At 65.3% G+C, this 14,048-nt stretch carries 12 protein-coding genes; 8 read left to right on the forward strand and 4 right to left on the reverse strand.

Annotated elements, in window-relative coordinates:
* Window positions 1-22: 22 nt before the first annotated feature.
* The gene (locus tag FFS37_RS07365; protein ID WP_232375593.1) at window positions 23-2,161 is read right to left on the reverse strand and encodes a TonB-dependent receptor plug domain-containing protein; all 2,139 of its coding nucleotides are present in this window, start codon (window positions 2,159-2,161) and stop codon (window positions 23-25) included.
* A gap of 331 nt (window positions 2,162-2,492) precedes the next feature.
* Here FFS37_RS07365 and FFS37_RS07370 point away from each other — a divergent pair, with 331 nt between their 5' ends.
* The 3 genes from FFS37_RS07370 to FFS37_RS07380 are packed head-to-tail and all read left to right on the forward strand — an operon-like array spanning window position 2,493 to window position 5,382.
* A complete protein-coding gene (locus FFS37_RS07370) occupies window positions 2,493-3,536 on the forward strand; it encodes an iron ABC transporter substrate-binding protein (protein WP_408631430.1) in 1,044 nt (347 codons plus the stop codon).
* Between the two features lie 38 nt (window positions 3,537-3,574).
* Window positions 3,575-4,582 carry a FecCD family ABC transporter permease gene (locus FFS37_RS07375; RefSeq protein ID WP_232375594.1) on the forward strand — a complete coding sequence of 336 codons (1,008 nt, stop codon included), beginning with the start codon at window positions 3,575-3,577 and terminating at the stop codon, window positions 4,580-4,582.
* Window positions 4,579-5,382, forward strand: coding sequence for an ABC transporter ATP-binding protein (locus FFS37_RS07380; RefSeq protein ID WP_137930284.1), 804 nt, complete (start codon window positions 4,579-4,581; stop codon window positions 5,380-5,382). Before FFS37_RS07375 ends, FFS37_RS07380 begins: the two co-directional genes overlap by 4 nt.
* Here FFS37_RS07380 and FFS37_RS07385 read toward each other — a convergent pair.
* The gene (locus tag FFS37_RS07385) at window positions 5,364-5,849 is read right to left on the reverse strand and encodes a hypothetical protein (protein ID WP_137930285.1); all 486 of its coding nucleotides are present in this window, start codon (window positions 5,847-5,849) and stop codon (window positions 5,364-5,366) included. The genes FFS37_RS07380 and FFS37_RS07385 overlap by 19 nt on opposite strands.
* A 219-nt stretch (window positions 5,850-6,068) precedes the next feature.
* On the opposite strand from FFS37_RS07385, the gene FFS37_RS07390 reads away from it, so the two are divergent.
* Complete coding sequence (locus FFS37_RS07390; RefSeq protein WP_137930286.1) at window positions 6,069-6,434, forward strand: RidA family protein; 366 nt, start codon at window positions 6,069-6,071, stop codon at window positions 6,432-6,434.
* A 29-nt stretch (window positions 6,435-6,463) separates the two neighbouring features.
* On the forward strand, window positions 6,464-7,699 hold the full coding sequence (locus FFS37_RS07395) for an amidohydrolase/deacetylase family metallohydrolase (protein ID WP_137930287.1): 1,236 nt from the start codon (window positions 6,464-6,466) through the stop codon (window positions 7,697-7,699).
* A 172-nt stretch (window positions 7,700-7,871) separates the two neighbouring features.
* Here FFS37_RS07395 and FFS37_RS07405 read toward each other — a convergent pair whose 3' ends face one another.
* Together FFS37_RS07405 and FFS37_RS07410 are read right to left on the reverse strand one after the other, a co-directional pair.
* Window positions 7,872-9,662, reverse strand: coding sequence for an NAD(P)/FAD-dependent oxidoreductase (locus tag FFS37_RS07405; RefSeq protein ID WP_137930289.1), 1,791 nt, complete (start codon window positions 9,660-9,662; stop codon window positions 7,872-7,874).
* Window positions 9,663-9,868: 206 nt separating this feature from the next.
* Entirely contained in the window at window positions 9,869-10,798 is a 930-nt protein-coding gene (locus FFS37_RS07410) for a MurR/RpiR family transcriptional regulator (protein ID WP_137930290.1), read from the reverse strand.
* A 312-nt stretch (window positions 10,799-11,110) separates the two neighbouring features.
* Between FFS37_RS07410 and FFS37_RS07415 the strand changes: the two genes are divergently transcribed.
* The 3 genes from FFS37_RS07415 (at window position 11,111) to FFS37_RS07425 (ending at window position 14,028) form a co-directional block, all read left to right on the forward strand.
* Window positions 11,111-11,944, forward strand: coding sequence for an ABC transporter ATP-binding protein (locus FFS37_RS07415; RefSeq protein ID WP_137930291.1), 834 nt, complete (start codon window positions 11,111-11,113; stop codon window positions 11,942-11,944).
* Entirely contained in the window at window positions 11,941-12,795 is an 855-nt protein-coding gene (locus FFS37_RS07420) for an ABC transporter permease (RefSeq protein ID WP_137930292.1), read from the forward strand. Before FFS37_RS07415 ends, FFS37_RS07420 begins: the two co-directional genes overlap by 4 nt.
* Window positions 12,796-12,864: 69 nt before the next feature.
* The gene (locus FFS37_RS07425; RefSeq protein ID WP_137930293.1) at window positions 12,865-14,028 is read left to right on the forward strand and encodes an ABC transporter substrate-binding protein; all 1,164 of its coding nucleotides are present in this window, start codon (window positions 12,865-12,867) and stop codon (window positions 14,026-14,028) included.
* Window positions 14,029-14,048 lie beyond the last annotated feature (20 nt).

Raw genomic sequence — 14,048 nt, forward strand, 5'->3', positions numbered from 1 at the left:
ATGCGCCGCCGATCCTCTGCGCTCAGAACGTTATGGCGCTGCTGAGGAAGAACGTGCGGCCAGCCTCGGGGAAGCCATCCGCCAGCTGATAGTCCTCATCCAGTATGTTGCGGATGCCGAAGTCGAAGCTGGTGTGGTCGTTCAGCCTGTAGTTCATGGTGAGGTTGACCAGGGCAAAGCCCTTGGTCTGGAAGAAATTGTTCTCCAGCCTGTCGGTCGACCAGCGCGAGCTGTAGAGTTCGACACTCGGCGAAACCGTGAAATCCTCAAAGGGCAGCCATTCGGCATAGAGGTAGGCGCTGTGATCGGGCGTGCCGACCGGCCGTAGCGTCGGCCGGATCGGATCGATCAGTTCCCGGTGCAGATAGGTATAGCGCGCGCCCAGCGTCAGGTTGGCGAGCGCTTCCCACTCGCCGTAAAGTTCGACGCCGTAGTAGCGGCCATCGCCGACATTCTGGTTCTGGTGCGTGGTCACGGCCGGATTGCTCGGCGAGGGAATCTCGACGCCCTGGATGACGTCAGTCAGGTCGCTATAGAACAGCGAGCCGCCAAGCTTGAGCGTTTCCACCGGCCGCCCGGCCCAACCCACTTCATAATTGGTGGCCTTCTCGGCCCTCAGGTCGGGATTGGCCACCGCATCGCCGAAGCGGGTGCTGTAGAGCTCGAACAGGGTGGGGAAGCGGGTGCGGGAGGATATGCTGGCGTGAAATTCCGAGGCATCGCTCTGGCGATAGATCGCCGCCATCTGCCAGTTGAAGGCATCACCTCTGCTCAGCGGATTGTCGTAGAGTTTCGGCGTTGGCGTGCCGCCGTACTCCTCGGCCTTCAGGATGCTCATGCGGTCGTAACTGATGCCGCCCACGAAATCGAGCCTGTCGGTGGCATGGAACGTGTCCTCGGCGGCGATCGACCAGGTGTCCTGGATCGTTTGCTGCCAGGGTTCCATTTTTGGCTTAGGTGTCGCGCCCGGCGCCGTCAGCTGCTGTTCGTTGTGGACGTCGCGGCGGTAATGCAGCGCCGTCTTCAACGTATTCATGGGGATCAGTTCGGTGCCGCCCTCGAGGCTGAAGCCGGCGGCGTGATCCTTGTAGTAGCTGTCGAAGGAGCGTGTCGAGACACGCTTGTCGAACTTGGCGTCGTCATAGGCCGACAGCAGATTGTCGAAGGTGTTGTAGTAGACCTTGGTCTTTACGTAGGACTCGTCGCCGACCGCCGTGTTGGAATTGAAGGCCAGGCTGCCGATGTTCCAGTAGGGCCAGTTCCAGTTGCGCTGGTAAGTCGTGCCGGGAGGCTGCGTGGTGATGCCGCGAACCGGCTCCTTGACGCTGTAGGGCGCACCCTTCTCGCCTTCCTGGTGGGTGTAGCTGATGACATATTCGTCGGTCGCGTTCGGGGTGAAGCCGGCCTTCACGTTGGCGCGCCAGTCCCTGACGTTCGAGAAGTCGCGCCGTCCGCCGTCCTCGACCACGCCGCCACCGATGGTGACCGGATCGTAATGGCGCGACAGGAACCAGCCGTCGCTGTTGCGGAACGAGCCGCTGGCCTGCAGATAGAAGTTCTCCTGCTTGGTGCCGACGGAGCCGGAGGTGGTGAAGGCGGCCACATCGCCGGTGTTGCCGAGGTCGACGCCGGTGCGAAGCTCGCCCTCGAACTCGCGCGTCGGCTTCCTGGTCACCAGATTGATGGCGCCGCCCATGCCGCCCGGTCCGCTGAGCACGGAAACGTAGCCCTTCTGGATCTGGATTTCCGCCAGGTCCGGCGTCAGAAAGCGGCCATAGTCCAGCCGGTTGTCGGCAGGCAGGTAGATGCGAACGCCGTCGACATAGAGCGGCACCTGGAACCGGTCGAAACCGCGCACGAAGATCAGCCGCTCGTTGCGGCTGCCGCCGGTGTTGGCCACCTCGACGCCCGGCGTGGTCGTCAGGGCATCGTCGAGCGTGTTGCGATTGCTCTTGTGGACCTCGTCGGCGCTGACGATGCTCTGCGAGATGGACTGGCCGCCGATCTCGGACTGCTTGTCGGCATCGCCATAAACCACGATCTGGCCGAGTTCGAACGCCTGCGGCGTTGCGCCGAACCGCTCCTGCGCCGGTGCGTGCTGTTCGTCGGCCTTCTTCTTCTTGATGTCAGGTTTTTCCTGGGCCGCGGCACTCCCGAGCATCACGGTGCCGGACAAAAGAACAAACGAAATTCCAGACAATATGCGTCGCATTGATCGCCCCCGATCATTTTTCAAAGCCGATGACGACCGCCGGAGTTGCCTGTCCGGCTGCGAGGCTTCCCACAGCCCTGCCGGTCGTCGTTATATCTGCATGAATACAGAGGTTCGCGAGACGATCAAGAGCCGTTAGCCGATTACACTGGTACAAAGGGCAGCTCATGACTGTGGCAGGCGGGACCGGTTCATCGACCTGCTTGCCGGTCGCTTGACCGATCTATCCGATCGACCATAACAATGGCCGCCCGTGCAGCGCTGGACCATGGAGACGATGATGAACAGGCGCGTGTTTCTGATCGGCCTTTCACTGCTGCTCCAGATGTTGCTCTGGCTGCCGGGCGTGGCGGGCGCGCAAGCCGGCGTGTTCGTCGATGCGGCCGGTCGCAAGGTCGAGATCCCTGATGGCGTCCATCGCGTGCTGGCGGCGGGGCCGCCGGCCTCGGTGCTGCTCTATGCGCTTGCGCCCGACAAGATGGTCGGCTGGGTGCGCGAGCCGAGCGCGGAGGAAAAGGCGTTCATCGCGCCAGCCTATCGCGACCTGCCGGCGCATGGCCGCCTGACCGGCAAGGGCAACACCGCCAATCTCGAGATGGTGCTCAAGATGAAGCCCGATCTCATCATCGACGTCGGCACGGTGGACCCCACCTATGCCTCGCTGGCCGACCGGGTGCAGCAGCAGACCGGGATTCCCTATGTGCTGATCGACGGCGCATTCGCCAGGACGCCGGACTCGCTGCGCCAGGTGGGGGAACTGCTCGGCGAAAAGGAGCGCGGCGAGGCGCTGGCGCGCTATGCAGAAACCTCGCTCAAGCGCGTCGAGGCGCTGGCCGCCGGCATCGCGCCCGACAAGCGTCCGCGCGTCTACTACGGACGCGGCCCCAAGGGTCTGGAAACGGGGCTCGCCGGATCGATCAACATGGAAGTGCTCGGCGCGGTGGGGGCGGTCAACGTCGCCGAGGCGGCGGGCAAGGGCGGGCTGGCCAACGTGTCGGTCGAACAGGTGCTGTCGTGGAATCCGGATGTCATCCTGACGCTCGATCCAAACTTCCAGGCCTCCGTGGCGAACGACCCGCAATGGGCAGGCATCGCGGCGGTCAAGCAGGGACGCGTCTACCGCGCGCCGACCCTGCCGTTCGGCTGGTTCGACTCCCCGCCTGGCGTCAACCGCCTCGTCGGCGTCTCATGGCTGGAGAGCGTGCTCTATCCGCAGAGCCAGGTCGACCTGCGGTCGGAAGCGCGCGGCTTCTACAAGCTTTTCTACCATGTCGAGGTCAGCGACGCGCAGCTTGACGAGCTGCTCGGCCCCGCCAAGCCATGACCAGCGGCGGGCTCCGGCGCGAGCCCCCGGCAAGCCGCATGCCGGCATGGGTCGGCAAGGCTGTCCCCTGGATCCTGCTGGTGGCGGTGACGCTGGCGGCGCTGGCTAGCGGCAAATATAGCGTTTCGATCCACGATATCGTCCTTGTCCTGGCCGCCAAGCTGAGCGGTTCGGCCAGCGGCCTGCCCCAGAATGTCGAGACGGTGATCTGGAACGTGCGGCTGCCGCGCGTCGCTTGCGGATTGCTCGTTGGAGCCTCGCTCGCCGTGGCCGGCGCCGTCTATCAGGGCCTGTTCCGCAACCCGCTGGTGTCGCCCGACATTCTGGGCGTGTCGGCGGGATCCAGCCTTGGCGCGGTGCTCGGCATCTTCCTGTCGCTGCCGGTGCTGGCGATCCAGAGCATGGCGTTCGCCGGCGGCCTGGCCTCGGTGGCGCTGGTCTACGCCATCGGCGCCGCCGTGCGCAGGCACGATCCGGTGCTCGTGCTCGTCCTGGCCGGCATCGCCGTCGGCGCCCTGCTCGGCGCCTGCATCTCGCTGGTCAAGGTGCTGGCCGACCCCTACAACCAGCTGCCGGCAATCACCTTCTGGCTGCTGGGCAGCCTGGCCAGCGTCACGCAGGGCGACTTCCTTTCGGTGTTGCCGGCGATGATCATCGGCCTGGTGCCGATCGTGCTGCTGCGCTGGCGGCTCAACCTGATGACCCTCGACGACCAGGAAGCGCGCGCGCTTGGCATCGAGACGACACGCATGCGGCTCGTGCTGATCGCCTCGGCGACGCTGATGACGGCGGCGGCGGTTTCGATCTCAGGCATCATCGGCTGGATCGGCCTTCTGGTGCCGCATGTGGCGCGCGCCTTCGCCGGGCCGAATTTCTCGCGCCTGCTGCCGGTGGCGCTGCTTTTGGGCGGCGGCTACCTCGTCTGCGTCGACACGCTGGCGCGCAGCATCGCGCCGGTGGAGGTGCCGCTAGGTATCCTCACGGCCGCCATCGGGGCTCCGTTCTTCATCTGGCTGCTGACGACGACGAGGCAGGGCTGGCAATGACGCTGTCGGCGGTCGACCTGTCCTTCGGCTACCGCGGAACGCCGCTTGGCCGCGGCCTGACCCTGACCGTCGAGCCGGGCGAGGTGCTGTGCCTGCTCGGACCCAATGGCTGCGGCAAGACCACGCTGTTCAAGACGTTGCTTGGCCTGATCCCGAGCCTCGGGGGCCGGCTCGAACTGGATGGACGGGCGGTCTCCTCGTTCTCGCGGGCGGAATTCGCCAGGCGTGTCGGCTACGTGCCGCAAGCCAGCGCCGGCTATTTCCCGTTCGAGGTGCGCGACGTGGTGCTGATGGGTCGGGCGAGCCGGATCGGAATTTTCGCGGCGCCATCCCGGGCCGATCAAGCCATCGCCATGGGCGCGCTCGAGACGCTCGGTATCGCGCATCTTGCCGCGCGCAGTTTTTCGGCGATCAGCGGCGGCGAGCGTCAGCTGGCGCTGGTCGCGCGGGCGCTGGCGCAGGAGCCCGGCATGCTGGTGATGGACGAGCCGACGGCGAGCCTCGACTTCGGCAACCAGGCACGGGTGCTCGAACGCATCGGCACGCTGGCCGCCTCCGGATTGACGATCGTGCTTTCAACGCACGATCCGGGCCACGCCTTCGCCTGCGCCGACAGGGTGGCGCTGATGAAGAGCGGCGCCATCGTGGCGACCGGCGCACCCGAGACGGTGCTCACGGCGCAGGCTCTCGGCTCGCTTTACGGCGTCGATGTCGCCGTCTCGTGGCTCGAACAGGCGCGGCACCATATCGCCGTGCCTGTCCTGCGGACGTCGCGCGCGCGTCAGGCTCCGAGCGGATAGGGCATGTAGCCGACGAAGCCGGCGATCTTCCAGCTGCCGCCAACCTTGCGGCAGAAATACAGCGTCTGCCATTTCAAGCGGTCGACGCTGCCGTCCGCCTTGGCGACCGAGCCATCGAACTTCTTGTGCAGCACGGCGCGGTCACCATCGACATCGATGTCGCGCAGATTGGTGACGCGAAACAGCGCCTCGCGCAGCGGTTCGGCGAATTTCGTCGCCGCCGTTTCCCCGGCCTGGCGCAGCCATTCGTCGCGATAGATTTCCAGCCTGGGGAATTGCAGCCGCCAGGCGTCGGCATTGGCCAGGAAATGCGCGTGCATGCCGAAGAAGCTCTCGGCGATGAAATCGTTCTCGACCATCGACCAGTCCTGGCCGATGAAGGCGTCGATGTCGCGCCGCACCAGCATCTCCCACAGCGCGTGGCGGTCGGCGTCGCCTGTTGGAAACGGGTTCTTGTCGAAGGTCATCGTCGGGGTCTCCGGTCTCGTAGGGGCATCTGTCCGCCGCGGCATGAGCCCGTCCGGCAAGCGCGCACGATGCAAGCGCTTCTGTAATAAAGCAACACGGATTTCAAACAATGTTGCTTTCCAACAAGGCCCCTATCGGGACGGCCGCGATCGCGATAAATCTTGTGCGAAGCGGGCGCCGCCCTGGTGTCCCGTCGCGTGACCGGAGGAGGTTGTCCCTTGCCCAAGCAGACTTTTGGAACATCCCATGTGCCGCTGTCGCCCGCCGTGCGGGCCGGCGATTTCGTCTTTGTCTCGGGCCAGGTTCCCGTCGGCGGCGACGGCATCGTGGTCAAGGGCGGCATTACGGAACAGACCGAGCAGGTGCTTGCCAACGTCAAGGCGGCACTGGCGCTCGCCGGCTGCACCATGGACGATGTGGTCAAGACCACCGTCTGGCTGGAGGACGCGCGTGACTTCGGCGCCTTCAACGCGGTCTATGCCAGGCATTTCCCCAGGAATCCGCCGGCCCGCACGACCGTCGAATCCAGGCTGATGATCGACATCAAGATCGAAGTCGAGGCGGTCGCCTACCGGCCGGCCTGACCCAAGACATACGAGGCGGAGGTTTTCCCATGCAATTCGACCTCCTCGTGAAGGGCGGCCGGCTGATCGATCCTGCGTCCGGCATCGATGCGCCACGCGATGTCGCCATCGCCAGTGGCAGGATCGCCGCGATCGACGCCGATATCCCGGCGGATCGCGCCGCCCAGCTCGTCGACGCGGCGGGCTGCATCGTCGCGCCAGGCCTGGTCGACTTGCACAGCCACGTCTACTGGGGTGGCACCTCGCTCGGCGTCGATGCCGACAGGCTGGCGGCCAAGAGCGCAACCACCACCTTCATCGATGCCGGCAGCGCCGGCGCCGGTAATTTTCTCGGCTTCCGCCGCCATGTCATGGAGCGGTCGAGGGCGCGCATCCTGGCCTATGTCAACATTTCCTTCGCCGGCATTTTCGGCTTCTCGCAGACCGTGTCGGTGGGCGAGTGCGGTGATCTCAGGCTCTGCGAGCCGCGCGAGGTGGTGGCGGCGGCGCGCGAGCACGCCGATGTCGTCGTCGGCGTCAAGGTGCGTTCGGGCAAGCATGCCGGCGGCTCGAGCGGCATCGCGCCGGTCGATCTGGCGCTGGAAGCGGCCGACAAGGCCGGACTGCCGCTGATGGCCCACATTGACGAGCCGCCACCCGGGCGCTCGGAAGTGCTGCCGCGCCTGCGCCGGGGCGACATCCTCACCCACTGCTTCCGGCCGTTCCCCAACGCGCCTGTCTTCGCTTCGGGCGCCGTGCGGCCCGACATGCGCCTCGCCCGCGAGCGCGGCGTCATCTTCGACCTCGGCCATGGCATGGGCTCGTTCGACTTCGAGGTCGCCCGCGCCATGCTGGCGGAAGGGCTGGCGCCCGACGTGATCTCGAGCGACGTGCATCTCTACTGCGTCGACGGTCCGGCCTTCGACATACTGGTGTGCATGTCGAAGCTGATGGCACTCGGCATGCCGCTGGTCGAGGTGCTGCGAGCAGCGACGCAAGGACCGGCGCAAGCGATCGCGCGGCCCGATCTCGGCACGCTGGCGGTCGGCACGGTCGGCGACGTCGCCGTTCTTCGCCAACGGTCCGGCCGCTTCACCTTCGTCGATGCCGTCGGCGCCTCCCTCGTCGCCGACCAGCGGCTGGTTTCGGAGGGCATCGTTATCGGCGGCACATGGTGGCCGAACGAAGCGGTCGACGATGTGAGCGAGACGGAGCGTTTTGAGCCGCATGCCGCCCATACCCATGTCGAGGTGGCGGCCAGGCATTTCGGGCACCGGCATGATTAGCTGATCTCCCCCCTTGTGGGGGAGATGCCCGGCAGGGCAGAGGGGGGCGTGCCGGAACGCGAACCTTCGTCAGACTGCGATCGAGCAAGTACCTCCGACGGATACGCTGGCGGGACAGCGCCCCCCTCTGGCCTGCCGGCCATCTCCCCCACAAGGGGGGAGATCGGCAGCTTCACCGCCGCGCGTTGCTCACCGGCCCATACACCTGCGTATCGATGCCCTCCATGCGCGCCTTGATCTGCAGCGCCACATATTTCGAATAGAAGCGCGACAGCGCCAGGTTGCCGCCATGGAACCACAGCGCTTCCTGTGCCGTCGGCTTCCACATGTTGCGCAGCTCGCCCTGCCACGGGCCGGGATCGCCCTTGACGCCCGAACCGAGGCCCCAGCACGGGCCGACCTTGTCGGCGACCTCGCGCGAGACGAGCGCGGCGACATTCTCGTTCATGGACTGGTAGCCGGTGCAGGCGATGATAGCGTCGGCCTCGAGTTCGGTGCCGTCCTCGAACAGGATGCCTTTTTCCGTCAGGGCCTTGATCGGGACGCCGCTGCGGATGCCGATCTTGCCGTCGATGATCAGGTCCGAGGCGCCGACATCGATGTAGTAGCCCGAACCGGTGCGGTAGGCCTTCATCAGCAGGCCGGTCTCGTCGTCACCGAAATCGAGCGCGAAGCCCGATGCGGCGAGCCGTTCGTAGAAATCGGCATCGCGCGCGCGGATGACATCGTACAGCGCCCGCTGGCCCTTGGGCACCAGCGCGAAGGGCGTCGAGGCGACGATCATGTCGGCCTTCTCGGTGGTGATGCCGCGCGCCAGCGCATCTTCCGAGAAGATCTCGAAGCCGACCTGCATCAGCGTGTCCGACTTGACCACTGTCGTCGGCGAGCGCTGGATCATGGTGACGTCGGCGCCGCTTTCCCAGAGGTCGACGCAGACATCATGGCCCGAGCTTGCCGCGCCGATGACCGCGACGCGTCTGCCGCGATATTTCTCGCCGCTCGCATACTGGCTGGAATGCAGCAGCTCGCCCTTGAACCGGTCCGCACCCTCCAGGTCGATCTTGCGCGGCGGGCCATACGCGCCGGTGGCGAAGACGATGTGCTTCGGCTTCAGCGTGATCCGCCGGCCGACACGGTCGACCACCACGGTCCAGACCTTTTCCTTGTCGTCGTAGGAGGCGCTGAGGCACTTGGTGGCGACCCAGTAATTGAGCTCCATGACCCGCGTGTACATTTCCAGCCAGTCGCCCATCTTGTCCTTGGGCGTGAAGACAGGCCAGTTGTCGGGAAACGGGATGTAGGGGAGATGGTCGTACCAGACCGGATCGTGTAGCACGAGCGTGCGGTAGCGGTTGCGCCAGGAATCACCCGGCCGCGCGTTCTTCTCGATGACGATGGTTGGCACGCCGAGCTGCCTGAGCCGGGCACCCAGCATGATGCCGCCCTGGCCGCCGCCGATGACCAGGCAATAGGGCTGCTCCGAAGCGCCGAGATCGCGCGCCTCGCGCGCCCGCGCCTCCGACCAGGTCTCGCGCTCGGGATCCGCCTTGTGGCGCACGCCGAGCGGGCGGCCTTGCCCCTTGCGCTCCTCGAAACCCTTCAGCTCGGTCATCGCCGTGAACAGCGTGCGGCAGCGTCCTTCGCGCAGGCGCAAAATGCCCTGGCCGGTGGCGACAGCGGTTTCGAAGGTGAACCAGGCCTCGATCGTGCCCTCCTCCGAGGTCGCTTCGCCGGTGATCCGCCACGCATGGGGCTTTGTCGTCGCCAGCGTCGATCCCAGCATGCCGGCGATGGCGTCGCGGCCTTCCATCGTGGTGACGTTCCAGGTGAAGGCCAGGAGATCGCGCCAGTAGCAGTCGTCGACGAACAGATTGCTTGCAGCCGTCGCATCGCCGGCTTCGAGGGCCTGCGCCAGGGAATGGAGCCATGCGGCGGCCTGTTTGGTTGGTGCGATGTCGAGCATTCTGTCTCTTTCCCTCTTCACTTTTCACATTGCGCCGACGCCTCTCCCTTCTCCCCTTGTGGGAGAAGGTGGCCTCGCGAAGCGAGGTGGGATGAGGGGTGTTCCAGGGAACACCAACGCGTCACTTCGCTTGTACACCCCTCATCCGTCTCGGCGCTGCACGCCGATCCACCTTCTCCCACAAGGGGAGAAGGGAAGACGCCCCCCTAATCCCCCAGCGGCTCCATTTCCTTCCCCGTCCGGTGGATCTGGGCGTTGTATTTGATGCGGCGCACCGTCTCGCGCGCCGAACCGTCCAGCTTGTAGGCCGAGGCCACGGCCAGCAGGTCGATCATCGCCAGGAAGGCGTAGCGCGAGGCGGTGGGCTTCAGCGTGTCGGGATATTCGGGCACGGCAACCGTCAGCCTGACGTCGCAGGCGCGCGCGAGCTCGGTGTCTGGCGCGGTTACGGCGATCGCGTTGGCACGGTAGTGTTTTGCGAGCTCGACCGCCTCGATCACCTCGCGGGTGCGTCCGGTCGCCGAAATGGCGATCACCAGGTCGCCCGGCTTCAGCGTCGAGGCGGTCATGCGCATCAGATAGGGATCGCACTGGGCGCTGACCGTAATGCCGTAGCGAAACAGCCGGTACTGCGTTTCCTGCGCCAGCGCCGACGAACTGCCGCCGAGGCCGAAGACGGTGACCTGGCGCGCGCGGGCGATCAGTTCGGCCGCCTTCTCCAGTTGCCCCGGATCGAGCTGCCGCTCGGCCTCCTGCAGCGCCCGGCGCGCTTCGCCGAACACCGCATTCCAGTACGGCATGCCGTTGTCGCTCTCCCTGCCGGGCGAGGTGTCGAGATAGAGCGCGCCGACGACGAGGCTCTGCGCCAGCTTCAGCTTGAAGTCGCGCACGCCCTCGCAGCCGATGGCGCGGCAGAACCGCGTCACCGTCGGTTCGCTCACGCCGGCGCGCTGGGCGAGCGCGGCATTGGAGGCGTCGACGGCGTATTTGACGTCGTCCAGCACGACATCGGCGACACGGCGCTCGGCCGGGCGCAACTCCGCGTAGGTATCCTTGACCAGCGAGATGATGTCGGGGATGCGCCTGATATCGCGCCCTTCCGTTTCGCTGTGTTCGCGGCTGTCAGCTTCGCTCATGAGGTCGATCTTCCCTGCCCTTTTCGACCTGACCTCTTACCATGGTTGCACGCTGCCGTTCCATCTGACCGGTCCCGCTGCAACCGCTGCGTGCCGCAAGGGAATGCCGGTAGTCCGAAGCGTGAGTATGTAGGAAAGCAACACGCAATTCAAGATCGTATAATCGGTTTAAAAACAACAGGATACGAACCATCCGAACTTTTCCTGATAAGCGTATCACCGCGACCGCTTGACAGCAAAGTAGGATAGTTACAGACTGATTTTCAACAAGTCCGATGACCATAGGATCATCGTGCAATCTCCGAGGGGCGGATGAACACGGGCGAAACAACAGCGCCTAAGCTTGGCGTGCAGGCGGCGACCAAAATCTATCGCACGGCATCCGGCGACCTCCTGGCGCTGGACCGCTGCAATCTCGACGTCAGGGCCAATGAAATCGTCTCGATCGTCGGCCCGTCCGGTTGCGGCAAGACCACGCTGTTATGGTCGATGTCGGGCCTGCACAGTCTGACCGGCGGCGAAATCCGGCTCGATGGCAAGAAGATCACCGGACCGCATCCCGACATCGGCATCGTGTTCCAGGAAGCGAACCTTTTGCCGTGGCGCAATCTCGACGCCAACATCCGCTTTCCCTTCGAAATCAAGGGCGAGAAGCCTGACCGCGCCTGGATCGCGCATCTGCTGAACCGCGTCGGCCTCGACGGCTTCGGCGGCAAGTTCCCGCGCGAGCTTTCGGGCGGGATGCAGCAGCGCGCCGCGATCGTGCGTGCCCTGGCGCTGAAGCCCTCCGTGCTCTTGATGGACGAACCGTTCGGCGCGCTCGACAGCTTTACCCGCGAAGAGATGAACCGGCTGGTCGAGGAGATCTGGCTCGACACCAAGACCACCATCGTCTTCATCACCCACTCGATCGAGGAAGCTATTTTTCTCTCGGACCGGGTGGTGGTGCTGAGCGCGCGGCCGGGTCGCGTCGCGAAGGAATACCGCGTGCCGTTCCCCCGCCCGCGCTCGCTCGAGATCATGGCGACACGCGAGGTGTTCGACCTCACCAACCGGATCAAGATGGATATCGTCGGCGAGCGCGCCGCGCCGAAGCCGACGGAGCAGCAGCGCGGCAGCGCCGAGATCGTGAGGATCAGGCCATGAGCGACGCCATTCCGGAATTCTCCAAGTCCAGATCGGGCGCCAAGTCGGGAGACGGACAGGACGTCAGCCTGACCAACCTTTCCGCCTTTGCCAGCGGTCCCGGCATCCAGTCGGGCAAGGAGGTCGCCGCCATCGTCGCGGTGGCGGTGATCATCATCGGCGGCATCGAGCTGGCGCTACGGCTGTTCCACGTGCCGCTCTACATCATGCCGCCGCCAAGCTCGATCGCCTATGCGCTGTTCGACGAGTTTCCGCTGATCGCGCCGCATCTCGGCTACACGCTGGTCGAACTGGTGTCGGGCTTTGCCATCGGCGCGGCCGTCGGCCTGGTGCTGGCCGCCGTCATCACCCAGTTCCCCTTCGCCGAAAAGATCGTCGCGCCTTACATCCTGCTGCTGGTCACCACGCCGATGCTGGCGCTGGTGCCGCTGCTCATCCTGCGCTTCGGTTTCGGCTACACGCCGCGCATCATCGCGGTGGCGCTGGCCGCCGGGCCGATGGTGATGATCAACGCCGCCACCGGCTTTCGCCGCGTCGACAGCGCCAAGATCGCGCTGGCGCGTTCCTATGGTGCCAGCACCTTGCAGATCTTCTGGAAGATCCGCGCGCCGATGGCGCTGCCGATGATCCTGGTCGGGCTGATGATCGGCGCCATCTTCGGCCTGCTCACGGCGGTCGGCGCCGAAATGGTCGGCGGCGGCTTCGGGCTCGGCAACCGGCTGACGACCTATTCGTCGATGATCCAGATGCCGCAATTCTTCGCCGTGGTGCTGATCCTGTCGATGCTCGGCATCCTGATCTACGTGCTGTTCTTCCTGATCGGCAAGAAGTGGGCGAGCTGGGAGGCATAGAGCAAAGGCGATGATGGCGCCCGGGAGGCGGGCGGCAAGAGACTGACGTCAAACAAAAAGGGGAAAGCAATGACCAAAGAGAATTTCGTTCGCCAGGCGGGCATGAGCCGCCGCTATTTCCTGCAGGTGACCGGTGCCGGGCTGGTGACGGCGACGACGCTCGGCGCCACCGGCATGAGAGCCCGGGCCGAGGCGTATGGCAAATTCACCTGGATCTCGCCGCGCGGCACGCTCGAAGTGCTCGACGACTATCCCTATTGGGCGGCCAAGAAGGCCGGCTATTTCGACGGGCTCGACACCGACATGCAGCCGGGTCCGTCCGACGGCACGGCGACGGTGAAATTCGTCGATGTCGGCCAGGCCGACATGGGCTTTCCCTCGCCGGGCGTGTTCTCCTTCGCCATCCAGAACGGCATGAAGCTGAAGTCCGTGTTCCACATGGGCGCGCGCGACACGTTCTCCATCGCCTTCCGCAAGGGCGAGGGCTCGAACGACCTGAAGAAGCTGGAAGGCAAGACCATCCTGCTCGGCTCCGCCGCCTGGCAGGCGATCACCGACCCGCTGCTCGCCGCGCAGGGCGTCGACATCAAGAAGGTCAAGTATGTCGAGGCCGGCTGGCCGACCTGGGGCACGGCGCTGGCCGGCGGCCAGGGCGACGCGGCGCTGTCCTGGGAAGGCCTGCGCGCGGAGTGGATCGCCAAGGGCCTCGACTTCGAATACTGGCTGGGCGTCGAGCACTCCAAGCTGCCGGCCAACACCTTCGTCGTGCGTGCCGCCGACCTCGAGGACGCCGACAAGAAGGCGTTCCTGGAGAAGTACCTGCGCGGCTGGGCGATGGGGCTGGAATTCGGCTACCAGAATCCGCGCGCCGCCGTCGAGGCGGTGTTCGAACAGTTCCCGACATTGGCCAAGAATCTCGGTCCCGAACTCGGCACCACGTCCATCCTGCAGCAGATCAACGTCTTCCGTGGCGACATGGACAAGCGCGGCGGCTGGGGCTCGCACGACATGGCGAGCTGGCAAGGCTTCTTCGACGAGATCCACAAGATCGGCCAGATCACCAATCCGGTAAAAGCCGAGGACGTCTGCACCAACGACCTCATCCCGGCGGCCAACGACTTCGACAAGGCCAAGGTCAAGGCCGATGCCGACGGCGCGAAACTGTCGGAAGGGTTCGCCGCGCTCGATGTCGAGAAGATCAAGGCGCATCTGTTCGATTCGGCGGTGAAGTAGGACTGCAAAAAGAGGCTCCT

Origin of the sequence: Mesorhizobium comanense (assembly GCF_005503535.1) — a bacterium.
GTDB lineage: Bacteria > Pseudomonadota > Alphaproteobacteria > Rhizobiales > Rhizobiaceae > Mesorhizobium > Mesorhizobium comanense.

Excerpts from the sequence above, each read along its gene's own strand:
- FFS37_RS07365 (WP_232375593.1), bottom strand. The coding sequence starts at position 2,161 with ATGCTCGGGAGTGCCGCGGCCCAGGAAAAACCTGACATCAAGAAGAAG.
- FFS37_RS07370 (WP_408631430.1), top strand. The coding sequence starts at position 2,493 with ATGAACAGGCGCGTGTTTCTGATCGGCCTTTCACTGCTGCTCCAGATG.
- FFS37_RS07375 (WP_232375594.1), top strand. The coding sequence starts at position 3,575 with ATGCCGGCATGGGTCGGCAAGGCTGTCCCCTGGATCCTGCTGGTGGCG.
- FFS37_RS07380 (WP_137930284.1), top strand. The coding sequence starts at position 4,579 with ATGACGCTGTCGGCGGTCGACCTGTCCTTCGGCTACCGCGGAACGCCG.
- FFS37_RS07385 (WP_137930285.1), bottom strand. The coding sequence starts at position 5,849 with ATGACCTTCGACAAGAACCCGTTTCCAACAGGCGACGCCGACCGCCAC.
- FFS37_RS07395 (WP_137930287.1), top strand. The coding sequence starts at position 6,464 with ATGCAATTCGACCTCCTCGTGAAGGGCGGCCGGCTGATCGATCCTGCG.
- FFS37_RS07405 (WP_137930289.1), bottom strand. The coding sequence starts at position 9,662 with ATGCTCGACATCGCACCAACCAAACAGGCCGCCGCATGGCTCCATTCC.
- FFS37_RS07410 (WP_137930290.1), bottom strand. The coding sequence starts at position 10,798 with ATGAGCGAAGCTGACAGCCGCGAACACAGCGAAACGGAAGGGCGCGAT.
- FFS37_RS07415 (WP_137930291.1), top strand. The coding sequence starts at position 11,111 with ATGAACACGGGCGAAACAACAGCGCCTAAGCTTGGCGTGCAGGCGGCG.
- FFS37_RS07420 (WP_137930292.1), top strand. The coding sequence starts at position 11,941 with ATGAGCGACGCCATTCCGGAATTCTCCAAGTCCAGATCGGGCGCCAAG.
- FFS37_RS07425 (WP_137930293.1), top strand. The coding sequence starts at position 12,865 with ATGACCAAAGAGAATTTCGTTCGCCAGGCGGGCATGAGCCGCCGCTAT.